The sequence below is a fragment of the Wenjunlia tyrosinilytica genome, from assembly GCF_014646055.1.
Classification (GTDB): domain Bacteria; phylum Actinomycetota; class Actinomycetes; order Streptomycetales; family Streptomycetaceae; genus Wenjunlia; species Wenjunlia tyrosinilytica.
Genome location: NZ_BMMS01000015.1, coordinates 40737 through 64442, shown reverse-complemented (window position 1 = coordinate 64442; position 23706 = coordinate 40737). Strand labels below are relative to the sequence as shown.

General features: G+C 71.7%; 23 protein-coding genes and 2 tRNA genes. 13 read left to right on the top strand and 12 right to left on the bottom strand.

Annotated elements, in window-relative coordinates:
- Position 1 precedes the first annotated feature (1 nt).
- The 6 genes from IEY86_RS18240 (at position 2) to IEY86_RS18215 (ending at position 5241) form a co-directional block, all read left to right on the top strand.
- Positions 2-961 carry a ferritin family protein gene (locus IEY86_RS18240; protein WP_189132799.1) on the top strand — a complete coding sequence of 320 codons (960 nt, stop codon included), beginning with the start codon at positions 2-4 and terminating at the stop codon, positions 959-961.
- On the top strand, positions 958-2040 hold the full coding sequence (locus IEY86_RS18235) for a fatty acid desaturase family protein (RefSeq protein WP_189132798.1): 1083 nt from the start codon (positions 958-960) through the stop codon (positions 2038-2040). Before IEY86_RS18240 ends, IEY86_RS18235 begins: the two co-directional genes overlap by 4 nt.
- Complete coding sequence (locus IEY86_RS18230; protein ID WP_189132797.1) at positions 2037-3071, top strand: beta-ketoacyl-ACP synthase III; 1035 nt, start codon at positions 2037-2039, stop codon at positions 3069-3071. Before IEY86_RS18235 ends, IEY86_RS18230 begins: the two co-directional genes overlap by 4 nt.
- Positions 3072-3151: 80 nt before the next feature.
- Positions 3152-3406 carry an acyl carrier protein gene (locus IEY86_RS18225; RefSeq protein WP_189132796.1) on the top strand — a complete coding sequence of 85 codons (255 nt, stop codon included), beginning with the start codon at positions 3152-3154 and terminating at the stop codon, positions 3404-3406.
- Positions 3406-4644, top strand: coding sequence for a beta-ketoacyl-[acyl-carrier-protein] synthase family protein (locus IEY86_RS18220; protein ID WP_189132795.1), 1239 nt, complete (start codon positions 3406-3408; stop codon positions 4642-4644). The genes IEY86_RS18225 and IEY86_RS18220 overlap by 1 nt, the downstream gene beginning before the upstream one ends.
- Positions 4645-4764: 120 nt before the next feature.
- Positions 4765-5241, top strand: coding sequence for an SRPBCC family protein (locus IEY86_RS18215; protein WP_189132794.1), 477 nt, complete (start codon positions 4765-4767; stop codon positions 5239-5241).
- 104 nt (positions 5242-5345) lie between these two features.
- Here the strand turns inward: IEY86_RS18215 and IEY86_RS18210 are convergent, their stop codons facing one another.
- The 6 genes from IEY86_RS18210 to IEY86_RS18185 form a co-directional block, all read right to left on the bottom strand.
- On the bottom strand, positions 5346-6869 hold the full coding sequence (locus IEY86_RS18210; RefSeq protein WP_189132793.1) for an MmgE/PrpD family protein: 1524 nt from the start codon (positions 6867-6869) through the stop codon (positions 5346-5348).
- Complete coding sequence (locus IEY86_RS18205) at positions 6866-7990, bottom strand: ferritin-like domain-containing protein (protein ID WP_189132792.1); 1125 nt, start codon at positions 7988-7990, stop codon at positions 6866-6868. The genes IEY86_RS18210 and IEY86_RS18205 overlap by 4 nt, the downstream gene beginning before the upstream one ends.
- 43 nt (positions 7991-8033) lie before the next feature.
- Complete coding sequence (locus tag IEY86_RS18200) at positions 8034-8981, bottom strand: diacylglycerol/lipid kinase family protein (RefSeq protein WP_189132791.1); 948 nt, start codon at positions 8979-8981, stop codon at positions 8034-8036.
- Positions 8982-9061: 80 nt separating this feature from the next.
- A tRNA-Cys gene (locus IEY86_RS18195) sits at positions 9062-9151 on the bottom strand.
- A 4-nt stretch (positions 9152-9155) separates the two neighbouring features.
- A tRNA-Cys gene (locus IEY86_RS18190) sits at positions 9156-9245 on the bottom strand.
- A 230-nt stretch (positions 9246-9475) separates the two neighbouring features.
- Positions 9476-10366, bottom strand: a complete 891-nt coding sequence (locus tag IEY86_RS18185) for a class I SAM-dependent methyltransferase (RefSeq protein WP_189132790.1) — start codon at positions 10364-10366, stop codon at positions 9476-9478.
- A gap of 204 nt (positions 10367-10570) precedes the next feature.
- Here IEY86_RS18185 and IEY86_RS18180 point away from each other — a divergent pair, with 204 nt between their 5' ends.
- Complete coding sequence (locus tag IEY86_RS18180; protein ID WP_189132789.1) at positions 10571-12052, top strand: MmgE/PrpD family protein; 1482 nt, start codon at positions 10571-10573, stop codon at positions 12050-12052.
- Between the two features lie 101 nt (positions 12053-12153).
- On the opposite strand, the gene IEY86_RS18175 is transcribed toward IEY86_RS18180, so the two are convergent.
- Entirely contained in the window at positions 12154-12720 is a 567-nt protein-coding gene (locus IEY86_RS18175; protein ID WP_229698543.1) for an RNA polymerase sigma factor, read from the bottom strand.
- Positions 12721-12887: 167 nt separating this feature from the next.
- Positions 12888-13556, bottom strand: a complete 669-nt coding sequence (locus IEY86_RS18170) for an SCO2207 family protein (RefSeq protein WP_189132787.1) — start codon at positions 13554-13556, stop codon at positions 12888-12890.
- 451 nt (positions 13557-14007) lie between these two features.
- Here IEY86_RS18170 and IEY86_RS18165 point away from each other — a divergent pair, with 451 nt between their 5' ends.
- A complete protein-coding gene (locus IEY86_RS18165; RefSeq protein ID WP_189132786.1) occupies positions 14008-14814 on the top strand; it encodes a class I SAM-dependent methyltransferase in 807 nt (268 codons plus the stop codon).
- A 56-nt stretch (positions 14815-14870) separates the two neighbouring features.
- On the opposite strand, the gene IEY86_RS18160 is transcribed toward IEY86_RS18165, so the two are convergent.
- On the bottom strand, positions 14871-15047 hold the full coding sequence (locus IEY86_RS18160) for a hypothetical protein (RefSeq protein ID WP_189132785.1): 177 nt from the start codon (positions 15045-15047) through the stop codon (positions 14871-14873).
- A 43-nt stretch (positions 15048-15090) separates the two neighbouring features.
- Positions 15091-15237, bottom strand: coding sequence for a hypothetical protein (locus IEY86_RS18155; RefSeq protein WP_189132784.1), 147 nt, complete (start codon positions 15235-15237; stop codon positions 15091-15093).
- Between the two features lie 533 nt (positions 15238-15770).
- On the opposite strand from IEY86_RS18155, the gene IEY86_RS36545 reads away from it, so the two are divergent.
- The 3 genes from IEY86_RS36545 to IEY86_RS18140 all read left to right on the top strand — a co-directional run bounded on the left by IEY86_RS36545 (position 15771) and on the right by IEY86_RS18140 (position 18729).
- Positions 15771-16781 carry a helix-turn-helix transcriptional regulator gene (locus tag IEY86_RS36545; RefSeq protein ID WP_229698542.1) on the top strand — a complete coding sequence of 337 codons (1011 nt, stop codon included), beginning with the start codon at positions 15771-15773 and terminating at the stop codon, positions 16779-16781.
- A 222-nt stretch (positions 16782-17003) separates the two neighbouring features.
- Positions 17004-17528, top strand: a complete 525-nt coding sequence (locus tag IEY86_RS18145; RefSeq protein WP_189132783.1) for a hypothetical protein — start codon at positions 17004-17006, stop codon at positions 17526-17528.
- The gene (locus IEY86_RS18140) at positions 17521-18729 is read left to right on the top strand and encodes an MAB_1171c family putative transporter (protein WP_189132782.1); all 1209 of its coding nucleotides are present in this window, start codon (positions 17521-17523) and stop codon (positions 18727-18729) included. Before IEY86_RS18145 ends, IEY86_RS18140 begins: the two co-directional genes overlap by 8 nt.
- Here the strand turns inward: IEY86_RS18140 and IEY86_RS18135 are convergent.
- Positions 18707-20059, bottom strand: a complete 1353-nt coding sequence (locus tag IEY86_RS18135) for an FAD-dependent oxidoreductase (RefSeq protein ID WP_229698541.1) — start codon at positions 20057-20059, stop codon at positions 18707-18709. The genes IEY86_RS18140 and IEY86_RS18135 overlap by 23 nt on opposite strands.
- A 137-nt stretch (positions 20060-20196) precedes the next feature.
- On the opposite strand from IEY86_RS18135, the gene IEY86_RS18130 reads away from it, so the two are divergent.
- Both IEY86_RS18130 and IEY86_RS18125 read left to right on the top strand, forming a co-directional pair.
- On the top strand, positions 20197-21120 hold the full coding sequence (locus tag IEY86_RS18130; RefSeq protein WP_189132781.1) for a phytoene/squalene synthase family protein: 924 nt from the start codon (positions 20197-20199) through the stop codon (positions 21118-21120).
- Positions 21121-21453: 333 nt separating this feature from the next.
- A complete protein-coding gene (locus IEY86_RS18125) occupies positions 21454-22644 on the top strand; it encodes a glycoside hydrolase family 113 protein (protein WP_189132780.1) in 1191 nt (396 codons plus the stop codon).
- A 92-nt stretch (positions 22645-22736) separates the two neighbouring features.
- Here IEY86_RS18125 and IEY86_RS18120 read toward each other — a convergent pair whose 3' ends face one another.
- The gene (locus IEY86_RS18120) at positions 22737-23699 is read right to left on the bottom strand and encodes a lytic polysaccharide monooxygenase auxiliary activity family 9 protein (protein ID WP_189132779.1); all 963 of its coding nucleotides are present in this window, start codon (positions 23697-23699) and stop codon (positions 22737-22739) included.
- Positions 23700-23706: the final 7 nt, after the last annotated feature.

Genomic DNA, 23706 nt, shown 5'->3' with positions numbered 1-23706 from the left:
GATGTCCGACACCACCATCCCCGCAGAGGCCGACTGGGAGCGCGCGCCCTCCCTCGTAGACGGGGCGATGAACCTCGAACTGACGGCGCAGTCCTGCAATCTGCAGTACTGGTTCCGCTCCGTCCCCCAGGGCACCCTGCGCGGCAAGGTCCTCGGCCACGCCGACGACGTGGGCACCCTGGACATCGTCAGCCGTCCGGGTCCGCTCAACGACTCCCTCACCCAGGAGCTGGCGTTCCGCTCCATGGCCGAGGAGAAGGCGACGAGGGCGATCTCCTACCTGGTGGCGCTGGCCCCGGACATCGACTCGATGGAGTTCTACGCCACCCAGCTGATGGACGAGGCGCGGCACGCGATGGTCTTCCGCAGCCATCTGCTGGACCTGGGCATCCCGAAGGAGCGGCTGTTCGAGTCGATCGAGCGGCTGGCCGAGCACGACCGGGACCGGGTGCTGGTGCCGCTGGAGAACCTGGGCCTGAGGGTGCTGCGCGACGAGAGCGACTTCATCGGCGGCGTGGTCGTGCTGACCATCCTCGTCGAGGGGGTGCTGGCGCCCGCCGCCGAGCTGAGCGAGCGCAAGTGGCGGGTCTTCGACCCGGCGGCCTCGGAGATCGAACGGGGCGCGGCGATCGACGAGATCCGGCATCTGACGGTCGGCAGCTCCATCGCCCGTGAGTACCTGCTGAAGCACCCGGAGGAGAAGGACCGCATCCTGAAGCTGATCAAGGACGGTCAGCAGATGTGGGGCGAGCTGCCCGCGACCGACATGATGCTGCGCCGCGAGGGGCTGTTCCAGCAGGGGCTGGAGGAGCACGCGGACATCGCGGGCGACTACGAGATCTGGCCCGGCCGCCGGCTGGTGGACACCACCGTCGACGAGCGGGTGGCCACCGCGCACGAGTGGGCCGACCGGATGCAGCGCCAGCGGCTGGCCTACATGGGGCTGGAGGAAGCGATATGACCGAACTCGGCCACGCGGACGGGGTGGACACCTCGGCGTCGGCGCTCGCCCACAGCGGGAGCTTCGACGAGGTGTCCCGCCTGGTCAAGGCAGCCGGGCTGATGGACTCACGCCCCGGCTACTTCACCTACAAGATCGTCCAGAACGCGATGCTGCTCGCCGTGTGCTGGACCGCCTTCGCCCTCCTGGGCGACTCCTGGTGGCAGGCGGCTCTCGCGGTCGCCATCGCCTTCGCCAGCACACAGACCGACCTGATCGGCCATGACGCCGGCCACCGGCAGATCACCGGCCGAAGGCTCGGCAACGAGATCGTCGGCTATGTGCACGGCAATCTGCTGTCCGGGGTGAGCTTCGGCTGGTGGGTGGGCCACCACACCGCGCACCACAACTTCCCCAACCACCTGTCCAAGGACCCCGACATCCTGCGCCGCCAGGTCATCTTCGACCCCGGTCACAGCGAGCGCCGCCAGGGCGCGGTGGCCCGGTTCATCGTGCGGCACCAGTCGTGGATGTTCTACGTCACGGTGCTGATGGAGGGCCTTCGGCTGCACCTGTCGGGCTACATCGCCGCCCGCAGGGGCGCCCTCAAGCGCTACAAGAAGATGGAGCTGACCGCGCTCACCCTGCACCTGGCCGCGTACCTCTGGGGCGTGTTCCATGTCCTGTCCCCGCTCAAGGCGGTCGTGTTCATCGTGATCCACCAGGCCCTGTTCGGCCTGTACATGGGCATGCTCTTCGCCCCGAACCACAAGGGGCTGCCCGTTCGCGACGGCGACGGCGAGGAGTGGGACTGGCTCACCCGGCAGGTCGTCACCTCGCGCAACCTGCGTCCGAACCCCGTCACCCAGTTCTTCTACGGCGGGCTCAACTACCAGATCGAGCACCATCTCTTCCCGACCATGCCGCGCGGCAATCTGCGCCGGGCGCAGCCGCTGGTGAAGGACTACTGCCTGCGCAAGGGGCTGCCGTACCACGAGACCACGGTGCTCGGTTCGTACCGCGAGGTCTCCGGATACCTCGGCGAGGTCAGCGAAGAGGTCCGCCGGCTCGAGGCGGCCCCCACCGGGGCGACACGATGACCACCGGGCGCGCGGCGGTGGTGTCCGGGCTCGGCACGTGGCTGCCGCCGCGGGTGGAGACCAACGAGGACCTGTCCAGGACCCTGGACACCACCGACGAGTGGATCCGCAGCCGGACGGGGATCGGGCAGCGGCACATCGCCGACGCCTCGATGGCGACCTCGGACCTGGCCGTCGAGGCGGGTGGCCGGGCACTGAAGTCGGCCGGCGTCGAGTCGGTGGACGCCCTGGTCCTGGCCACCACCACTCCGGACCGGTTGTGCCCCGCGACGGCTCCGCTGGTCGCCTCCCGGCTGGGACTGGGCACGATCTCGGCCTTCGACGTGGTCGCCGTCTGCACGGGCTTCGTGTACGCGCTGGCCACGGCGGCGGGGCTGATCGCGACCAGCACGGCGGACCGGGTGCTCGTCGTGGGCGCCGACACCTTCTCGACCATCATCGACCCCGGCGACCGCTCCACCAGGGCGATCTTCGGGGACGGCGCGGGGGCCGTGGTGCTGCGAGCGGGTGAGGCCGGGGAGGACGGCGCCCTGGGCCCGTTCGACCTGGGCAGCGACGGCACGGGCAGCGACCTGATCATGATCCCGTCGGGCGGGTCGCGCGATCCGCGGCGCGGCGCAGAGGGCGGTGTCGCGGCCGGCGACGGCGGGGCGGACGGGGCCGACCGCTACTTCCGGATGTACGGCAAGGCGGTCTTCCGCAACGCGGTGGAGCACATGGTCGCCTCCGCCGAATCGGTGCTGGAGCGCTCGGGCTGGGCGGACGCCGGACCGGACCTGCTGGTGGCGCACCAGGCGAACCTGCGCATCATGCACGCCGTCGCGGACCGCCTGGGCGTGCCCCGGGACCGGTGCGCGGTCAACCTCGACCGGGTGGGCAACACCGCGGCGGCGTCCATCCCCCTGGCCCTGGCCGACGCCTCGGCGGACGGGTCGCTGCGGCCGGGCGACCGGATCGTGATGACCGCGTTCGGCGGGGGGCTTGCCTGGGGCTCGTGCACCATGCGCTGGCCCGCCGTCGTACCGGTGTGATCCCGAAGCCCCGAGAGTCGAACAGCGAGAGCCGAAGCCACGACCGCACAACCCACACGATTCACAACGAGGAGCCCGTGATGAGCGACGTCTACAACCACCTGGTGCAGCTGATGACGGCGGAGTTCGGCTTCGAGGCCGACGAGATCAAGCCGGACGACACCTTCAACGAGCTCGAACTCGACTCGCTCGCCCTGGTGGAGCTGGCCATGGCCGCCTCCGCCGACCTCGGGGTCGCGATCGGGGACGAGGACCTCAGCCCGGACGACACGGTGGAGCGGGCCGCCAAGCTGATCGAGGGCAAGCTCGCCGAGGTGAAGGGCGTGAACGCCTGATGGACCGCGACCACAGCCCGTTCCACGCCGCGGTCACCGGGGTCGGACTGGTCACCTCGGCCGGGATCGGGGTGCCGACCGCCTGGGAGCGCGTCAGGGCCGGGGCGGGCACGGCGGCGACCGGGGTGCCCGCCCTTCAAGGCACCCCGGCCGACTTCGGGTGCATGGTCGCCGACTTCGACGCGGCGAAGGCCGTCGGGCGCAAGAAGGCCTGGCGGCTCGACCGCAGCAGCCAGTTCGCCGTCGCCGCGGCCGCGGAGGCGCTGGCCGACTCGGGCCTCGACCCGTCCACCTGGGACGGCGCCCGGATCGGGGTCGTGCTCGGCAACGGCATCGGCGGCGCGGCGACCTGGGAGAAACAGCACAACACGCTGCGGGACGAGGGACCGCAGCGTGTCTCGGCCCTGCTGATCCCGATGCTGTCGGTGAACATGTCGGCCGGCTATGTCGCGATGGAGTGCGGTGCCCAGGGCCCGAACTTCGTCACGGCGACGGCCTGCGCCTCGGGGACCACCGCGGTGGGTATGGCCCGTGAGCTGCTGCGCAGCGGGCTGTGCGACGTGGTGATCACCGGGGGGACCGAGGCGTGCCTGGTGCCGTCGATCGTCTCCGGGTTCAGCCAGATGGGAGCGCTGTCGCAGCGGCGTGACGACCCGGCGGCGGCCTCGCGGCCGTTCGATGTGGACCGCGACGGCTTCGTTCCGGGCGAGGGGGCCGCCGTCCTCGTCCTGGAACGGGTCGAGCACGCCAGGGCCCGCGGCGCTCATGTGCGCGCCCTGGTCAGCGGCTACGGCGCTTCGGCCGACGCGCACCACGCCACGGCTCCCGAACCGGACGGCAGGGGAGCGGAGTTGGCCGTGCGGTCGGCTCTGCGTGACGCCGGCCTCGCCCCGGACGCGGTGGACCATGTCAACGCGCACGGCACATCGACGCCGTTGAACGACGCCTCGGAGGCCCGGATGATCCGCCGGGTGCTCGGGGATCGCCCCGCGGTAACGTCCGTCAAGGGCGTGGTGGGCCACGCGCTCGGCGCGGCCGGGGCCATCGAGGCGGTGGTCACGGCGCTCACCGTCGAGCACGCGTTCATCCCCCCGACGGCGAACCTGGAGAGCCAGGACCCGGAGGTGGAGCTGGACGTGGTGGCCAAGGCGGGCCGGGAGACCCCGGTCGAGGTCGCGGTGAGCAACTCGTTCGGCTTCGGTGGGCAGAACGCCGTGCTGGTGCTCACCCGGGCCTGAACGACAGCCCGGCGACAGCCTGCCGGTGCGGCGGCCCGGGGACGAACAGCCGGGACGGGCGGCCGGGGACGAACGGCTGGGGACGAACGGCCGGGACCGTACGAGGGGAGGCGCGCGGACGTGGAACGCGAGTGGACGGCGGAGGAGTCGATCGTCGTCGGGGCTTCGGCCGAGCGGGTCTACCGGGCCGTCGCCGACGTCGAGCGGATGGGCAGATGGAGCCCGGAGTGCAGGGCCGTGTGGGTGCCTCGGCCGCCGGTCCGCTGCGGCACCCGCTTCCTGGGCCTGAACCGCAAGGGGCCCTGGGTGTGGGTCACCGAGTGCCGTGTCCAGCAGGCCGATCCGGGGCGCGGGTTCGCGTTCCGGGTCACCACGTTCGGCCTCCCGGTGGCGCTGTGGGGCTACCGGTTCGAACCCGAGGCGGGGGGCACCCGCGTCACCGAGTACTGGCAGGACCTGCGCACCGGGCGGCTGTCGGGCCTGACCGAACTGCTCGGACGGGCCTTCACCGGTACCCGCCCGGCCGACCGGCACCGGGTCAACCGGGCCGGGATGCGGACCACCCTCGAGCGGCTGAAGCGGGCCCTGGAGGCCTGAGCGGTACACACGCGCACGGCTGGTGCCCCCGTCTTCCCGACGGGGGCACCAGCCGTGTCGCCGTCCACCGCACTACCTCCCGCTGCCGCTCACCGGAGCGCCGTCTACAGGCTCAGTACGCCCCGCAGCACATCCGTCAACTCGTCGGCGGACAGCTCTCCCAGGCGCCCGAGGATCCTCGCGGTCTCCTCGTCGACGCCCGTGCCGATGAGCTTGTGGCGCGCCAGCTCGGCGTGCGCGCTCCAGGACGGCGATCCCACCGCCCCCGTTCCGGCGTCCAGTTCGCAGGACTCCTCGCGGCCGTCCCGCATCCTGACCACGACCCGGCAGCCCAGCTTCTTCGTGGCGTGCTCGAAGGTCTCACTGGGCGGGCCGAGTTCGGCGATCAGCTCCTCCATCGGCACACCCGGAAGCTCGGTCACCCAGTCCAGCGCCCGCTTGCCCGCCTGCCGCAGTGCCTCGCCCACCGGGGCGGTGGCCTTCATGACCTCCCGGCTGAGCTCCTCGTCGTAGTGGAGTTCGACCCGGTAGGCCAGCTCCCAGCGGCGGGGGTCGTGGACAAACGGCGGGGCGAGGTCGGCCACGGTGAGGCCGCCGGTGAGCAGGGCGGTGGCCACGTTGTACCCGGCGCTCATGTTCAGCGCCGGAAGCGCGGAGTCCCCGGCCTCGAGATAGCGCTCGGCGTGACGGCTCATCACCATCGTGGTCTGCGGGGCATGGACGTCGACCGAGGCGATGTCCTGCGGCCCCGACGGGCGCAGCCTGCGGTGCAGTTCGGCCGCGCACTCCACCGGCGCGTCCAGATGGACTCCCACCGGCAGCACCTTGAACGAGATGGTCTCGGTGTGCCATCGCCGCCCCAGAGCGGCGACCACCGCCTCGGGTATCGGCGCCCCGGCGAAGCCGGCCAGCAGCCCGTCGGGGTGCTCGAGCAGGTCGTCCCGCCCGGTGATCCCGGCCAGGGCTGCGTCGCAGGCGTCCAGCGCCGTGCGGACAGGTCCGGCCGCGGAGAGCACCTTGGCATTGCTGCCGAGGGCCGCGGGGCGAAGGGAGCGCGGGGGCGCGGCGAGCGCCACGCCCCACGCGTTGAGCAGGGTCCCCGCGTCGGCTCCCGCTCCGTGCAGCCGGGCGGCGGCCGAGGCCACGATGTGGGTGTGGCCGGCCCACTGGCCCCGGAACGGACCGAGGGTGGCCGCCGCCGTGACACGCGAGGCGCACTCGTTGGCCGCCGTGACCGCGGTCAGCATCCGGCGCCCGTCCAGCCGCTGTGCCTCCTGGTGGGCCAGCGGCACCCCTACGGCTGCGTGCGAGACATGCCCGGCGTACAGGGTGTCCTCGTAGTACAGGCACGAGGACAGGGCGGCCAGCAGGTAGGCGCCACGGTGCGGGTCGCCCGCGGAGAGCGGCCCGAACGCGGAGATGAGCTTGCGGCCCATCGGATGGCCGGCCGACGCCCTGATGGTGGCGATGTGCGAGACGACCTGACTGGTGGCGACCTCGAGCACCCTGCCGGGGATGTCCTCGTGGCGCAGCCCCGCGGTCCAGTCCGCGAGGGTGCGGGCGAGCGGCGGGGACGGCCGACCGCCGTCCCCCTCCGCCTCCGGAGCGGCGGGCCGGATGGCACTCACTCCGCGGCGCCGGCTGCTATCGCGTCGTCGACCTCCGCCACCCGGTCGGCGAGCTCCTGCTGCTCGCGAAGCCGCTCCGCTTCCCGCTCCCTGTCCAGCAGTTCGGCCTGTGCCTCGTCGGAGGCCATGAGCTTGACCAGGTCGCTGTTGGCCATGTCGAGCACACCCATGTCGGCGTAGGCCTTCTTCACGGCCGGGCCCCACAGGCCGATGTCCTTGACGCAGGGCACGATTCGGGTGAACAGCAGGGAGCGGAAGGCCCGCATGCGCGGTCCCTTGTTCATGTACTCCATGCACTCGTCCATGTCGTAGCCGAGGTTCTCCCACACCTCCTGCATGCGGAAGCGGTCGCGCATGAGGTAGCAGCCCTCGACGACGAACTCCTCGCGCTCGGCGATCTCCTTGGAGGTCAGCTGGGCGTAGTAGTCGCGCAGCGCGAGCCGTCCGAAGGCCACGTGCCGGGCCTCGTCCTGCATCACGTACGCCAGGATCTGCTTGGGCAGCGGCTTGTCGGTCTTGTCCCGCAGGATGCCGAACGCCGCCAGCGCCAGGCCCTCGATGAGCACCTGCATGCCCAGGTACGGCATGTCCCAGCGCGAGTCGTTCAGCGCGTCGCCGAGCAGCGCCTGGAGGTTGGGGTTGATCCGGTACTGCATCCCGATCTTCTCGTCCAGGAAACGGGAGAAGATCTCGGCGTGCCGTGCCTCGTCCATGACCTGGGTGGCCGCGTAGAACTTGGAGTCCAGGTCGGGCACGGACTGCACGATCCGCGCGGAGGTGATCATCGCCCCCTGCTCGCCGTGCAGGAACTGGCTGAACTCCCAGGAGGCCATGTGCCGGCGCATCTCCTGGCGTTCACGCTGGTTGAGCTTGTTGTACTGGTTGGAGCCGTACAGGGCGAGGGTGTTCTCAGGGGTGCCCAGCGCGTCGAAGGGGTCGACCTCGATGTCCCAGTCGATACGGGTGGTGCTGTCCCACTGCTTGTCCTTGCCCTTCTGGTACAGGCTCAGCAGACGGTCCCGGCCGTTGCCGTACTCCCAGGTGAAGTAGTTGTCTCCGGCGCTGGGAAAGGTCCAGTTGGTGCCTGTGCCGGCGGCGGCGCTGTTGTCCACGCGCTCCATGGCATGCCCTCCTTGTCAGGTGATCCGGTCACCCTCCCGGGCGTCACGTCCTTTCCGGCGGAGCGAGAACGGGGAGGATGCCAGGGGTTGCGGCGACGGTGTAGCGCTGCCGGGGCTCGGTCTGCGCCTCGCCGTCGTACTCGAAGGTCAAAGGGTTGCCGTCGGTGCGCTCGAAGACGAACCGGCTGCCGCGCTCGTAGACGACCTCGGGCCGGCCGACGTGCTGTCCGTCCCGGGTCAGTCCGGGCAGTTCACGCGGGTCGATACCGCCGGTGATGACGCAGATGTCCAGCAGGCCGTCGTCGAGGACGGAGTGCGGCAGGACCTTGAAGCGGCCGGCGCGGTAGCGGCCGCCCCCGACGTTGGCCAGGACCACGGGGCCGTCGTGCACCACCTTGCCGTCGACGCTGATCCTGCCCGGGTAGGGCGTGAAGTCCGCCAGGACCTGGGCGACCGCCTGCTGGTAGCGGTCGCGGCCCTGTACCTCGCTCAGGCCCGCGGCCACCACGAGAGCGTCCGCGACGAGCCCCGACGCGGCGCCGAGCAGGGCGTAGGCGTCGGTCTCGTGGATGTAGGCCATGTCGACGTGCCGGATGTGGGGCCGGTCGCCGGACAGCGCCGTGTCCAGGGCCTCCTGCCACGGCCGGTCCGACCAGACCTCGCGGTAGAAGGAGTTTCCGGTTCCGGCGGGGATGTTGACCAGTGCCGGGCGGGGGCTGCCGGGCCGGTCGAGCGCGGCGCGGGCGAGACCGCCCGCGACCTCGCGGGTCGTGCCGTCGCCGCCCATGGCGATCACCACGTCCGTGCCCTCGACGAAGGCCTTCGCGGCGAGCTCCTCGGCGTGCCCCCGGTATTCGGTGCGCACCACCGTGAGATCGGTGACCCGGCTGCCGCAGTGGTGCGCCACCGCGTCGATGAGTTCCGCGCTCCGCGCCCCGGCCAGGGGGTTGGCGATGAGCAGTCCGGCACCGGCCCAGTGGCCTTCGGGCATCGTGGTTCTCCCTGCCTTTTGTGGGGGACCGACTCCTGGTGCGGGTCGACCCGCGGCCGGGGCCGCGGGTCGACTGGTTGCGGAGAGAGCAGGATTCGAACCTACGAGGGCCAAAAGACCCAGACCGGGATTGCTCCCGGTCCCCGTTGGGCCGCTACGGGAACCTCTCCTCAGCGGAGAGAGCAGGATTCGAACCTGCGAAGGCCGTAAGACCTGGACCGGGATTGCTCCCGGTCCCCGTTGGGCCGCTACGGGAATCTCTCCTTGCGAAGTCCGTTCCGGGGCTGGTGGCGTGGGGTTCTCGGCTGTGCCCCAGTCCCGTCTCGGGCTTGCGTGTCCCACTGTGGCAGAGCGGCCTGAAACCACTCTGAGATCACCGCTTCAGCGGCGCTTCCGCGAAGGGCGCCCTGGTGGACAACGGCGAGGAGCCCGCCCCCTTGCGGGGGACGGGCTCCTCGGTCCTTCGCGGTGCTCAGCGGCGTTGTCCGTGGTGCTCAGAGGCGCTCGGCCGTGATCAGGCCCATGAAGTCGTCGTCGCTGCAGTACGGGTCGTCGCCGCCGTAGCGCCGCACCAGGTCGGTGACCCTGGCCCGGTCGACGGTCCGGTAGCCGGCCCGCTCCGCCGCCTCGGAGGCGGTCTGCGGCGTGAGGCCGTTGATGTAGGGCTCACCCTGGGCGCCCACCTTGCGGGCCATCTCCAGCGCCCCCTCGTACGGGGTGGTGCCGTCAACCACCGCCTCGTCCATGTAGTCGAAGACGAGCAGGCTGCCCGGCGCGGAGCCGCCGGCCAGGTCCTCGAGGGTGCGCTGGAACGACTCGGCGCGAAGGAAGAACGAGACCCCGAGCCAGCCGACGACGCTGCGCTGCGAAGCGTCGTAACCGGCGGCCGCCAGCTCGTCGTTGAGGGAGCTGCCCGCCTCGAAGTCGACGGGCACATAGGTCACCGACGGCGTCTCGGCGCCCGCGCGGCCGAGCAGTTCGACCTTGGCCTTCTGGGTGGAGGGGTGGTCCACCTCGAAGAACCGCACACCGTCGAGGTCCGGGTTGCGCAGGGCGGTGCTGTCGTATCCGGCGCCGAGGAGCACCACCTGACGCACGCCGTCGGCGACCGCGCGGTGCAGCACATCCTCGAAGTACCGCTGGCGCAGCAGGATCTCGGCCAGGAAGCCTCCGTGCGCCCCGTCCAGCGCCCTCAGCCGGGTCATCGCCTCTTCGGCGGTCGCGGGCGGCGGCGGATCGGTGACGAACAGATGGGCGAACCGGTCGTCGAGGAGACGGCGCCCGGGTTCGACGACGGCGTCCGCCGCCCGGGCCCGTGCGGTCAGATGGGCCGTATCACTGGCGAGTCCCTCGTGCATCCGGGTGGACTGAAACGGTGTCGACACAGCGTTCCCTTCGGTAGTGGCCCGGGGCCTGCGGCCGCCGAAGACGGCGGTCGACTTAACTACGGGCGCGGACCCGGCAACCCTCAGCTTCGGTGCGCCCGGATTTTCCCGAAGATCCTGCGAGGGTCGCGGCGCTCTCGGCCGTAACCGATTCGGAGGCCGCGGCGAGCGCCACGGCCAGGCGTCCCGTCCGGAGGAGGCTCGATGACGCTCACCGAGGAACTGGCGGCATGGGCGAGAGACACGACCGCGAGCGACATCCCCAGTGATGTCATGGAGATCGCCAGGAACCAGATCCTTTCGCACCTCGCCGCTCTGCGGGCCGGGGCCGCCCATCCGCTGGGCAGGAAGCTCGTCAAGGGCTTCGGGGCGCCGCTCCAGGACGACCCGCGGCAGGCCGCGTTCGTCCTCGCGGGTCTGGGCTCGTGGCTGCACTTCGACGACACCGCGTTCGCGGGGCATCTGTCGAACTCCACGGTGACCGTCCCCATGGCCTACGCGCGCACCCAGCGGCTCGACGGCATCGGACTGCTGACCTCGGTCGTGGTGGCCAACGAGTGCGCGGCGCGCATCACCGCGGCCACGACCCTCGGTCCGTTCCGGGGGCAGAGCGCCACCTTCACCCATGTGACGGGGGCGATAGCCGGGCGGCTGCGCGGCGAGGACGTTCCGGCCGAGCGGTGGGTCGACGCCCTCGGCCTCGGCTTCGGCCTGCCGCCGCGCACCGTGCCTGTCGGCTTCCTCGGCGGCGACGCCAAGGTGTTCAGCGCCTCGACACCCGTGCGGGTGGGCCTTGACGCGTGCGACGCGGCGGAGGCGGGGATGTACGGCAGCCGCGACATCCTGGAGCACCAGGAGGGGTTCTTCTCCCGCTTCTCCACCACACCGCTGCCCGAGGCGGTGGTGGCCGGGCTCGGCGAGCGCTGGCACACGCACACGATGTCGTTCAAGGTCCACCCCGGTGGGCCGGGCATGGACTCCGCCATCGACATCGCCCTGCGGCTGCACCGCGAGCTCGGGCCGATCCGCCCCGAGGACGTGGAGGAGCTGACCGTCGACACCTCGCTCTACACGGCGCTGGTCAACCGGCGGGCGGGGATGTACCTGCGGGGGCCGGACTCCCCCGTGAGCGCCCTGGTGTTCTCGCTCGGCTACACCCTGGCCACCTCCCTGCTGTACGGCCGTCTGACCAACGACGACTTCTCCCCCGAGGGCCTGGCCGACGCCGACCGCTGGGCGCTGGCGGACAAGTTGCGGGTCAACCTCGACGAGGAGATGACGCGGGACGTCTTCCGCTGCGAGGTCCCGTTCGGCGAGGCCCTGCGCCAGGCCGGGCCGCGCGGGACCGGCTGGCTGCGGGACTTCGGGTCGCAGTGGAAGGACGACGGCCAGTGGCTGGTCGACCTGGTGGGCGACCCCGATCCGCCGAGCAAGGACTTCACCTCGGCCCGCAAGGTCACCGGGGCACGGGTGAGGCTTCGTCTGGCCGACGGCCGCACCGTGACCCGCGAGCTGAGTGTGCCCGTGGGCGCGATCGGCTCGGTCGGCGGCCCGCCCATCGGTGAGCTGGTGCGGGAGAAGTTCCTCGGCACGGGCGGCTCGGCGGAGGTGGCCGACGCCGTCGACGACCTCGAGCGGGCCACCCCCGACGACGTCACCCGCCTGCTGCGGGCGGCGCTGGGCTGAGACGCGGTGGCGTGGGCGGAGCCCGTTGAGGTGGGCGGGGCCCGTTGAGGTGGGCGGAGCCCGTTGAGGTGGCCAGGGCCCGTGTCGTGGCCGGGGCCGCGTCAGCTCGCCAGGCTGTCGCCGTACCAGCGGCGCAGCCTGGCCCTGGCCCGGGTGAACGCGCCCTCCGCGGCCTTGGTCGATATGCCGAGGCTGCGGGCGGCCTCACGGGTGCTGACACCGTTGACCCGGGCGAGGATCACCTGGCGCTCCCTGCCGTCCAGCCTCCCCACCTGCTCGAGCACCCATGCTCCCTCGGAGGCCGCGCAGACCGTCTCCTCGGGACCCGCGGCCGTCTCGCTCAGGTGGATCCGCAGCAGGAGCCTGCGGTGCTGCTCGCCCCGGCGGTAGAAGTCCGTGCACAGCCGGAGGGTGACGGAGGTGAGGAAGGGGCCGACCCGGCTCTCGTCGAGGCCGCTGAACGTCGCGGCCCTCAGCAGCGCCTCCTGGACGCAGTCCTCGACGTCCTGACGGCACAGAAGGCGTGAGCCGGCGAGCCGGTGCAGCCGTTCGCGGTGGGAGAGCAGCAGCTCCCAGCGCGCCGCGGCGACGGACGCGCCGGGGTGGCCGCTCGGGCGGCCTCCGCTCCCCGGTTCGGCCAGGGTTGACGCTGTGTCGTTGCTGGGCACGGGACCTCCGCTCAGTCGGACCACCGATGGGGACTTGGCGCCACACATCGTGGAAGCGGCCTGCCGCCGCCGACTGGACCGGGACTCGAGGCACCGTGCGGACACGCCGCGACCCGCTGCCCGGTGCCGACCGGGAGCGGGTCGCGGCGGGGTTGCCCGGCCGGTGTCTAGCCGACGCGCTCGATCCGTGCCTTGCGGATGAGGAACTTGCCGGGCTCGCGCACCTGCTCGAAGGCCGCGTTGTTCAGCAGCGCGCAGCTGCCGGAGGCCGAAGTGACGGAGACGGTGGTCGACTTGTTGTTGTCCAGGTTGGTCACCTTGAGCTTGGTGCCGACCGGGAACTGGTTGCTGGAGGCGGCGGGTGCCCCGCCCTCGCCCGAGAGGGTCACGGTCGAGCCGGCGCAGACGACCTCGCCGACCTTGCCCTGGCCGTCGTTCACGCCGCCCTGGCCGTTGCTGCCGCCGTCGTCGCCGCTGTCGCCGGTGCCGGGGGGCGCGGACGAGGCGGGGGGCGGCGCCGGGTCGGCGGACGCGGGTGGAGCGGGCTGACCACCGGCGTCGGCGCCGCCGGCGCAGCCTGACTCCTTCTGCTGGACCTGGATCTGACGGATGACCGCTTCACGGTTGGCGATGCGCGCAGCCGAGTTGGCGTCCGGGTTCGCCCGCTGGTCGGAGATGAAGCGCTGGTTGTTGTTGAGGGCTGCGGCCAGGCCGTCGCAGGTCACGGACGCCTGGCTGGTACCCGTGGTCGCGATGGCGACACCTCCGACCATGGCGGCGGCGCCGACAAGCATGATGATCTTCTGCTTCCCGCTGACCGTTCTCTTTCGCGTCACTCGGCGTCTCCTGTCGTCGTTCCTGGACCGCGGTCGGGTTCGATCCGCGTGGCCTGGAGTACGTCGGGGAAGCGGATCCTTCTCAATGGCGTGACCACATCAATGAAATCCGGCCTGCGGGCGCCACCGCGCCGTGTGACGCTCACGCGCGCCGACGCCGCAGGCCACCGCGGTCTTTCCGGCCATGGGGGACGCGGGGCGGTGACGTGCGAGGGCCGACCCATTCCCCTCCTCGGCGCTCTCGGAGGCGGATCCACCGGACGCGGGAGTGCTGCGGGAGGTGATCCGGGGGCTGCGGATGGTGTGGAACGGCGGTCGGGGGGCGGGGTGGGGGCGCGGGGCGGGGCGGGCACCTCCGGGGCATCCCACATAGTAAAATGCCATTCTCGAAATATGGGACCAGAGCTTAGGCTGGCGACTGCCGAGACCGCCCGCAGAGAAGGGCCCGCCCATGCCCGAAGACGCCGTCTACACCCATGGTTTCCACGCCAGTGTGCTGCGCTCGCACACCTGGCGGACCGCGGAGAACTCCGCCGCCCATCTGCTCCCGCGTCTGACCGCCGGAGCCGCACTGCTCGACGTCGGCTGCGGCCCGGGGACGATCACGGCCGATCTGGCGGAGCGGGTGGCCCCCGGCCGTGTGACGGCGGCGGACGCGTCCCCCGAGGTCCTGGAGCACGCCCGGCGGACAGTGGCCGAACGCGGGCTGGGGAATGTGGACTTCGCCGAGGTGGACGTCCATGAACTGGACTTCGCCGACGGCACGTTCGACGTCGTGCACGCACACCAGGTGCTCCAGCACGTCACCGACCCGGTGAAGGCGCTGCGCGAGATGCGCCGGGTGTGCCGGCCGGGCGGAGTGGTCGCGGTCCGCGACTCGGACTACCGGGCCATGACCTGGTACCCGCGGGTCCCCGCGCTCGCGCCCTGGCCGGACCTCTACGACCGTGTGGCCCGCGCCAACGGCGGCGAGCCCGACGCCGGCCGCCGACTGCTGTCCTGGGCCCGCGCGGCGGGCTTCACCGACATCACCCCCAGCGCCTCCGTCTGGTGCTTCGCCACCCCCGAGGACCGCGCCTGGTGGAGCGGCCTGTGGGCGGAACGCCTGACGACGTCGGAGTTCGCCCGCCACGCCGTGGAGGGCGGCCACGCCTCGAAGGAGACCCTGCTGGAGATCGCCGACGGCTGGCGGGCGTGGGGCGCGTCGGAAGACGGCTGGTTCACCGTCCTGCACGGCGAAATCCTCTGCCGCGCCTGACCGGCGGGCCCGCCGAGAACCCACGGCATACGAGCGACGGTGATCCCCTCCGCCGTCTACCGCTGCCTGCTCCTCGGGCACCGCGGATTCCGGCAGGGGCCCGGCGCCCACTCGGGGACGAACGCGCCCAGCACCTTCCGGCGGCCGACGACGACCTCCCGGACCCGGTGCCCGCACTTCGGGCAGGCGCCCGCGATGCGTGACCAAGGAAGGGTCTCCTGCCTGGTGGCCATGGTCCGACCGTACAGCGGCGGCCACGGAGCCGCCAGGCAGGCCCTAGGAGCGGTGCGGTTCGATCACGGTGACCCCGCAGCCGGCCTCCGTCCCCATGGCGACCAGGGCGGCCGGTACCTCGTCGAGACCGATGGTCTCGGTGATCAGCGGATCCGGCCGGACGGCGCCGCTCGCGACCATCCGCATCATGGGCCCGTAGTCATGGGCGGCCGCCGTGCGCGGCGCGGCGCTGCCCCGCAGCGCCGGCAGCCTTGCGGCATCAGGGGGATCAGGGGGATCGGGAGGATCGGGAGGATCGGGAGGATCGGGCGCCGAAGGGATCGGGCGCCGAAGGGATCGGGCGCCGAAGGGATCGGGCGCCGAAGGGATCGGGCGCCGAAGGGATCGGGCGCCAGGGGATCATGGGGGCGGAAACGAGTCTGAGTCGCAGTTCAAGGCGTGACAACCATCACGCCCTGAGCTGCGACTACCCCCGTTGACTCGGCGGCCCCCCGGTGTGCACCCGGCAACCGCCTTCGTTACCTGATCCTCTGACACTCGGGGAGGGCTTGTCAAGTATACTTTCACCGTCCCGACAACTCTGGTCTCCGGTATCTCCCCGCGGGAAGAACGGCTTCCCCATCCCGCTCTTGCGGGCACTCGATTGCCGCTGCCACAGTTGGACGCAAGATCACAGGGGTACGGATGCCAGGCACTGCACTCCGGAAGAGAGCGACCGTCGAATGAGCATTGGCAGCAGCGCCGAGGAGCGTGCTCAGCGCGTCGCCCGGCGCCTGCGGACGCTGTTCACGGACATCCATCCCCATGGCCGCGGCCCGTGGACACACCAGGAGGCGGCCGAGGCCTGCGGCGTGCCCGTGGAGGAGATCGAGCGGCTGTCCGTCGGCCTCCCGCTCGACGGCGACGGATTCGCCACCCGGCTCGACCGGCTGTTCCTGCGCACCTCACCCGCCACCGGCAAGCCGTACTCCAACCGCGAAGCCGGCGCCGCCGTCGGCAGGTCGGCCCCGTACATCGGCGGCCTGCGCTCGGGCGCGGGTGAGCCCGAGGAGTCCGTCGTCCCCGAACTCGCCCGGTTCTTCGGGGTCTCGGCCGCCTACCTGCTCGGCGGCCCGATCGGGCCCCTGGCGCAGCACTTCCGTGTCCGGCCCGCCTTTCTGACCGAGGACGACGACGCGCCGGACGTGCGCGCGTGGCAGCGCATGGCCCGCCGCCTGCGGCTGCTGTTCGCGGACATCTACCCGGCGGGGCGGGGGCCCTGGACGCATCTGGAGGTCGCCGAGGCCTGCGGTGTCCCCGTCGAGGACGTCCGGCGCCTGTGCGCGGGCGCGCCTTTGGAGCTCGAAGGGGGAGCCTTCGCGGCGCGTTTGGACCAGTTGTGCCTGCGCACCTCACCCGCCACCGGCAAGCCGTACTCCAACCGCGAGGTCGGCGCGGCCGTGGGCAAGTCGGGCCAGTACATGGGCAATCTCCGCGCCGGGGTGAACGAGCCGGGTCTGCCCGTCGCCTCCGAACTCGCCGCCTTCTTCGGTGTCTCGGTCTCGTACTTCGTGCACGGCCCGATCAAGCTCGTGGCCCAGCACTTCCGGGTCGCCGAGGTGTATCTGACCGCGGACGACGATTCACCGGCCGTGCGGGAGATCGAGGACTCCCTGCGAACGCTGATCGCCCTTCGGGACGAACGCGTCCAGCGGGTGGTCGGCCGCGTCCTCAACAAGCGCTGGCCAAGGTAGCGGGCCCGGCAACCGCCCCCCGGGCAGCGGGGGATCCTCGCCGCTCGGCGCCCGGAGGGCGTGGAACGGCGAGGAGGGCCGGGCTCACGGCCGGTGGGCTCACGGGAGGCGGGGCCGCGGGAGGCGGGGCCGCGGAATGTCCGTCGGCCCGACTACGATCTCGGTTGGAGGATCTCAGTCGCCGCCACTACTGTCGACGCGCGCTGAAAGGGGAGGGGACCAATGGGCATCAGCAGCGACCGTCGCCGTGCCCGCAAATTCATTCGCGACAGGCTGTCACTCCCCCAGGGTCCCCTCGCGCTCGAGGACCTCATCGACGCGGTCGCGGCATCGCGCGGCGGCAAGCCCATCGAGGTCGTCCACCGCAAGCTCGCTCCCAGGGTCACCGGATTCTGCGCGGTGCAGCCGGACCGCGATGTGATCGTCGTGGACGCCACCGCGCCCAAGTTCCTGCAGATCGTCATCACCTGCCACGAGCTGTTCCACCTCCTGCACGACGACGCTCCGGCCGAGGACAGCCCCATCGACGAGGAGACCGCCCGTGCGCTCATGCCCGGGATCGGGCAGGACATGGTGGAGCTCGTCCTGCTCGGCCGCTGCCTCGACGGCGAGGAGGCAGCCGACCCGGTGGAGCACCTCGCGGAGATCGGAGGCACGGAGCTGATGCAGATGCTCGACCTCACCCCCGGCGAAGCGGCGACGGGTGCCTACACATCGGCTCTGGAGAACCGGAGGCCCGGTGTCTGAGGGCGCGGCCAACATCACGTACCTCATCGTCGTCCTCATCGGCGCGTCCAGCGCGTCGATCAAGGTCTCCGCCCTGCGGCGCGGTTTCACCGAGTCGCTGGTGATGATGATCTCGTGCCACATCGCCGGGCTGCTGGCGTTCCTGACCGCGTCGCCGCTGGTCTACCGCGCGATCGGTGAGCTCTCCGGCCGTACGGGCCTGGCGTCGCTGGTGGTCTACTCGTTCATCGTCCTGTTCGGTGCCCACGCCCATATGCTGGCGATCATCTGGGCCGCCGAGGTCAAGCAGATACCAGCGCCCCGAGGGCGCATCATCGGTCATGTGGCCGTGTACGCGGCGATCCTGGCGGCGATGGCGGCCACGTTCCTCCACGCGGGCGTCACCGGTCCCGAGCACCCCCTGACGTTCAATGTCTCCCAGGCGGGCGACCCCGAAGTGGTCGTCTTCCTGGCGGTCTTCATGGCGGGGCTGTCGTACTCGATGCTGTCGGCGGCATGGGAGTGCCGTCAGGGCGCCCGCACGCAGAACGAGCGGCTGCGCAAGGGGCTGCGGCACATCAGCACCGCGTCGCTGTTCATCTTCGGCTATGTCGTCTTCGCGGGGCCCTCGCTGGCCGCCGCGGCGGCCGGACACCACGAGTGGGACAAGCTGTCCGACCTCGGAGCGCTGTCGGGCACCATCGGGGCGTTCATCCTCAACTGGGGCTTCTCCGGTCCCGTCGTCCAGGTGTGGTGGCGGGACCGCCGCGACTACCGCCGCCTGCGCGGGCTGTGGGAGACCGCCGTCGACGGCTCGGGCCGCAGTGTCGCGTTGGCGCCGCCCAGCCGCATGGTCGAGCGGTGGTCCCTGCTCAGCGCCGGGGCATGGCTTCTCGTCAGACGGCTGGCGGACATCTGCGACGCGGAGCGCTCGCTGTCGCCGTGGATGGACCCGCGGCTGGCCGAGGCGGTCGAGGAGGCCGGTGCCCGGGAGCGGTTGAAGGCCGAGCAGGTCCGCGCTCTCGCGTCCGCGGCGATGCTCCTCGACGCCGTGGACCGCAGGAAGCGCGGCGAGCCGCCGTCCTACGAGCCCGTCTCCCGCCCCGAGGACGTCGGTCCCGAGCGGGAGCGCGCCCACCTCGTCAGGGTGGCCCGGTGCCTGGACCACCCCTTGGTGCTCGCGGCGGTCGAGCGCCGTCTCACCACCGCGCCCGCGACGTGAGGGTCCTGGCCGCGACCCGCCAGACCGTGCCCGGCCGGGTGAACAGGCGAGGATGCTCCCGCATATTGATCACATCGAGGAAGCGCCGGTTGAGTTCGGTGTCCGTGATCGACGCGGCGAGCAGGCGGCTGCCGTACCAGGAGGCCACGCGGTAGCCGGGAGGGTAGGGGCCGGACACATGCGGCTGGGCGAGGTCGCTGAGCGTGGAGAGCTGCCAGGCCGCGTCCACCACGACCCGCAGCCGTTTGAAGTACCCCCAGGCGGGCTCGTCCAGCGGTGCCCCCGAGCGCAGGAAGGCCGACAGGCAGGACGCGTGCAGTGACGCCGATGCCATGCCCTGGCCGTAGACCGGGTTGAACGAGGCCACGGCGTCCCCCGCCGCCGCCAGGCCGGCCGGGAAGCGGCGCAGATCCCAGAAGTGCCGCCGACGGCTGTCGGGCACCCGGTGGACGGCGACGTCCCCGAGCATCTCGCACCGGGTGACCATCTCCCGCAGCGCCGCTGCCCGCACCCGGGCACACCGGGCGACGAACTCCTCGGGGTCCTTGGTGGGCCGCCGGTCGGCGTAGGCGACCAGGACCGCCATCCACCGGCCGCCCTCGACCTCCGCCATGGCCCCGGCGTCCAGTTGGGGCTGTCCGGGCGCCGGCGGGCTCTCCACGGAATGCGCCACCGACACATCCGGCAGTTCCTCACCCCGCCGGAACAGCGCCGTGGCGTAGCCCAGGTCGATGTGCATGCGCTCCAGCGGCGGCGGTTGCCAGCCCGCCTTGTCCAGCCAGGCGCCGAGGCGGCTCGAGCGCCCCGTGGCGTCCACGACGAAGTCGGCCGTCAGGCACTCCCGGCCGGAGCCGCCGTCCCAATCGGCGCCGTCACCGACGGGGAGGTAGCGCACCCCGCTGACACGCCGTCCGGTGAACCTCAGACCCTCCGCGCGCCCGCGCACGAGGCGGACATTGCGCAGGGCGAGCACCCGGCGCCGGATACGGGCCTCCAGGAACGGGCGGGTCGCACCGATCAGCTCATGGCCGGGAACGACGACCTTGAGTGCGCCGTCGACGTACTGGCGCATCCTGACGCCGTCGCTGGCGACCGCGCCGCCGGCCACCAGCTCGGCGGTCAGTCCGGGGAACCAACGCTCGATCTGCGTGCGGCCCATGTCCAGCAGGGCGTGCAGCTGCACGCTCTGCGGCGCTCCGGGCCGTGCGCCTCCCGCTTCGAGGTCGTCGGCCTCGACGACGACCACGCTCTCGGCGTGATCGCTGAGCACGCGGGCCGCCATGAGCCCGGCGACGCTTCCCCCCAGTACGACGGCTGTGCGCACATCCACCCCCGAATCGAGCCCGCCTCAGCGGCTGTCCTACGGCAGCACCCTACGAGGCGTCAGCCCCCGGGCGCCCCGTCGGCCCGGAGCCGACCGGTCTGGGTAGGCTCGGGAGCGGCCGTCACGAGCAGGGAGAATCCTCGATGAGCACCTGGAGCCGGGCGCTGGACGCCGCCGGGATCACCGATCCCGCACTGCGCGACGACTACACCGAGCAGCGTGTGCTGGTCGCCGGATTCAAGCGGAGCGCCTACGTCGCGGCCCGGCTGCTCCTGCCCCGGCCGCTGGTTCCCCATGTGATCGCCGCGACCGCGTTCATGCACCGGAGCGACAACGTCCTCGACGAGGGTCCTCTCGACGAGCGCACGGCCGCCTACGCGGCATGGGAGAAGCAGGTGCGCGAGGGGCTGGACACCGGCGGCAGCGACGAGCCGGTCATCCGCGCGCTGCTGCACACCATGACCGCCCACCCCCGCCTTCGCGGCCATGTCGAGGACTACCTCACAACCGCCGCGGCGGATCTGGACTTCACCGGGTTCGCGACCGAGGCGGACTACCAGGCCTACGTCGACGCGTACTCCCTGCCCGCGTTCATGCTGGTCGCCGGCCTGCTCGCCCCGCGGGACGGCGACGGTCCGGGCGGCTCCGAGGGCTACCGCGAGGCCTGCCGGACGTACATCGACGCCAGCCAGCGCCTGGACTTCGTCAACGACCTCGCCGAGGACCTCCGCGACGGCCGGCTGACGCTGCCCGAGGAGGCGCTGGCCCACCACGGTGTCACCCGCGCCGACCTGGAGAGCGCGAAGGACACCGACGGGACGCGGGCGCTCATTCGGGAAGCGCTGGACAAGGCCCGGCGGACGCTGGACGTCAGCCGCGGCCTGGTGGACCGCACACCCCCGGCCGGGCGGCCGCTGGTCCGGGCGCTCATCCGCCTGGACGACCTCACCCTCGCCGCGGCGAGGGCCGAGGGAGCGGGGCTGCTGCGCGCCTCGGCGAGCCCCTCCGCACCCTCCGCCCTGAGGGTGCTGGCCCGCGAGTACCTGCGCGCCCGCCGCCTTCGCTGACGCACGGCAGAGGCCGGCCACCGCCCGCTGCAGCCCACGAAAAACCGGCCGCGTCAGTGACGGGGGAGCACTGCCGAGGCCGGTGTTACCAGAGGGTAGTACCCGCGGGCGCATTGCGCGAGGGTTCCCGGACAACTCCTCTCGGACAGGTGCGCAGAGCACATCGGCGCGGCGCCGCCAACTCCTGGATCGCCCCGGCCCGCGAAGGCGCGACTTTGGTCGGACGCGGGTGGACCTTTGCCCGATGGGCGGTCGGTGCCCCGGCGGCCAGCCTGATCCCGAACCACCGCCGGCACGGATGCCGGACGGGGAGCGGACAGGTCAGGAGAGACGATGAACGAGGCACGGGGGCGCGCCGCCACGGGGCACACGGCGGGCATCGACAGGGCGGCGTTTCTGAAGCGGGCGGCGGCACTGGGGCTGCTGGCCTCGACCGGAGCACTGGCAGGTGCCCCGGCCGCTGGCGCCGCCACGGCCCGCGAGCACTCGGACTCCGGGCGGGGGCTGACCTACCGGGGTGTCGCCTATGACACCGGTACGTCCTACTTCCCACCGGAGCTGACCCGCCCGCTGTGGTCCACACAGGCGCTGACCACCGACATGGACGCCATCGACCGGCGGTTGCACTGCAACTACGTCAATGTCTTCGGCACCGTGGTCGAGCGGCTGGTCGAGACCTCCGCCGCCGCTCTGAAGCGGGGTCTGGCGGTATCGATCCAGCCGCGCCTGTTCGACCACCCGCAGGAGCGGATCCTGTCCCATCTCGCCCGTACCGCCCGGGAGGCGGAGAAGCTGCGCCGGGCCCACGATCCGGAGGTGGTCCTGGTCGTCGGCTGCGAGCACATCCTGTTCACCCCCGGCATAGTCCCGGGCGACACCTTCATGGAGAGGATCAGGTACCTCACCGAGGAGGTGTACGACTTCGAGGAGATCCTGCGCCGACTCGACGCGTTCCTCGGCCGGGCCGCGGCCGTCGCCCGGCGGCACTTCCACGGCCGGGTCACCTACGGTTCAGCGGCGGGCTTCGAGGAGGTCGACTGGAGCCGGTTCGACATCGTGGGGCTCGACTACTACTCCTACCACCGCGATCCCGCCGAGCACACCGAGGAGCTGCGCCCCTACCGCCGCTGGAACAAGCCGATCATGATCCTGGAGTTCGGCTGCTGCACCTACCGAGGCGCCGCCAAGCGGGGCGGGGACGGCTGGGACGTCGTCGACTGGGACAAGCCGGTACCGGAGATCAAGGGCAAGCTGGTGCGCAGCGAGAGGGAGCAGGCGGACCACATCGCGTTCATGCTCGACGTCTTCGAGTCGGAGGGCTTCCTGTCGGCCTCTCCGTACGAGTTCATCGCGGTCGACTCTCCGCACTCCCCCGTGCCCGAGTACGACCTGGACATGGCGTCGTACGGGCTGGTCAAGGTGATCAGGAAGGACCTCACGGACCCGGCGTCGCCCTACCGCTGGGAGCCGAAGCTGTCCTTTCACGCGGTCGCCCGGCACAACCGGGCGGCCTGCGGCGGGTGAACGGTGCCCGCGGGTGAAGGGTGCCGGGCCGGGCCGGTGCCGCCGCGGATGCGGCGGCACCGGTCCCCCCAACCCCCCGTGCTGCCCGGACCTCAGGACCGGGTGCGCCGCCGGGTGAAGGCGTAGGCGGCGGACCCGGCGGCGAGCACCGTCGCGCCCATGAGGGTGACGGACAGGACACCGGTCCCGCCGTCGGCCGGGTTCCGCGCCTCGTCGGCGGCCATTCGGGCGGAACCGGACGTCGTCAGCGGGGCGCTCGCCCGGACCACCGAAGTGCCCTTGGCCGCACCGCGGTTGACCGCGGTGTTCGCGCCGGGCACATCGCCGCCGTGGCCGTGGTGGCCGACCGTGGACCGGCTCGCCCCGGCGGCTATCTGCTGGTCGGTGGGCGCGGACGCGGACCGGGCGCCGGCGACACCCTGGCCGAAGACGATGTCGGAGCAGCTGTAGAAGGCCTCGGGGCTGTCGTTGCGCTGCCAGACCATGTAGAGCAGATGCCGTCCGGTCCTGCTCGGCAGGGTACCGGTGAAGTTGTAGAACCCTCCTGAGGAGGTTCTGCCGGTGGCGGTGGAGGCGACGGGGGTGGTCTGCAGATCCGACCACTTCAGCGGCTGGGTGGGGTTGTATCCGGCCTTGGTGATGTACAGCTCCATGGTGCCGGAGTGGGGCGCGGTCACACGGAACCTGAAGTTGAACGATCCGGCGGAGACATTCGTCGCCGGCCAGTCGGTGCGCGCCATGTCCAGGGCCTTGTACTTGTCGCGGTTGGCGGAGCACAGCTTGCCGTCAGGGATCAACTGGCGGCTCTGGCCGTTGGCGTTGGCGATGTTCACCTCGTTCCAGTCGTACAGCGGCTGGGTGCCGCTCATCGCGATCAGGTCCTTGCACACCTGGGACTTGGGTGTCTCCGGTCCCTCGGCGTAACAGGCCGAGACCCGGCTGACCGGGTTCTGCATCGAGCCGTGCGCGCTCGCCTGCGTGGGGACGAGCGAGACCAACAGCAGTGACGCGGCGGTGGTGGCGGTGGCCGCGGCCACCGTGCGGCGTGCGGGCATGTGGGGG

What these genes read in the sequence shown, in the direction of transcription:
- IEY86_RS18240 (WP_189132799.1), top strand. Translation starts at nt 2, where the DNA reads ATGTCCGACACCACCATCCCCGCAGAGGCCGACTGGGAGCGCGCGCCC.
- IEY86_RS18235 (WP_189132798.1), top strand. Translation starts at nt 958, where the DNA reads ATGACCGAACTCGGCCACGCGGACGGGGTGGACACCTCGGCGTCGGCG.
- IEY86_RS18230 (WP_189132797.1), top strand. Translation starts at nt 2,037, where the DNA reads ATGACCACCGGGCGCGCGGCGGTGGTGTCCGGGCTCGGCACGTGGCTG.
- IEY86_RS18225 (WP_189132796.1), top strand. Translation starts at nt 3,152, where the DNA reads ATGAGCGACGTCTACAACCACCTGGTGCAGCTGATGACGGCGGAGTTC.
- IEY86_RS18220 (WP_189132795.1), top strand. Translation starts at nt 3,406, where the DNA reads ATGGACCGCGACCACAGCCCGTTCCACGCCGCGGTCACCGGGGTCGGA.
- IEY86_RS18205 (WP_189132792.1), bottom strand. Translation starts at nt 7,990, where the DNA reads ATGGAGCGCGTGGACAACAGCGCCGCCGCCGGCACAGGCACCAACTGG.
- IEY86_RS18200 (WP_189132791.1), bottom strand. Translation starts at nt 8,981, where the DNA reads ATGCCCGAAGGCCACTGGGCCGGTGCCGGACTGCTCATCGCCAACCCC.
- IEY86_RS18180 (WP_189132789.1), top strand. Translation starts at nt 10,571, where the DNA reads ATGACGCTCACCGAGGAACTGGCGGCATGGGCGAGAGACACGACCGCG.
- IEY86_RS18165 (WP_189132786.1), top strand. Translation starts at nt 14,008, where the DNA reads ATGCCCGAAGACGCCGTCTACACCCATGGTTTCCACGCCAGTGTGCTG.
- IEY86_RS18160 (WP_189132785.1), bottom strand. Translation starts at nt 15,047, where the DNA reads ATGGCCACCAGGCAGGAGACCCTTCCTTGGTCACGCATCGCGGGCGCC.
- IEY86_RS18155 (WP_189132784.1), bottom strand. Translation starts at nt 15,237, where the DNA reads ATGATGCGGATGGTCGCGAGCGGCGCCGTCCGGCCGGATCCGCTGATC.
- IEY86_RS36545 (WP_229698542.1), top strand. Translation starts at nt 15,771, where the DNA reads ATGAGCATTGGCAGCAGCGCCGAGGAGCGTGCTCAGCGCGTCGCCCGG.
- IEY86_RS18145 (WP_189132783.1), top strand. Translation starts at nt 17,004, where the DNA reads ATGGGCATCAGCAGCGACCGTCGCCGTGCCCGCAAATTCATTCGCGAC.
- IEY86_RS18130 (WP_189132781.1), top strand. Translation starts at nt 20,197, where the DNA reads ATGAGCACCTGGAGCCGGGCGCTGGACGCCGCCGGGATCACCGATCCC.
- IEY86_RS18125 (WP_189132780.1), top strand. Translation starts at nt 21,454, where the DNA reads ATGAACGAGGCACGGGGGCGCGCCGCCACGGGGCACACGGCGGGCATC.
- IEY86_RS18120 (WP_189132779.1), bottom strand. Translation starts at nt 23,699, where the DNA reads ATGCCCGCACGCCGCACGGTGGCCGCGGCCACCGCCACCACCGCCGCG.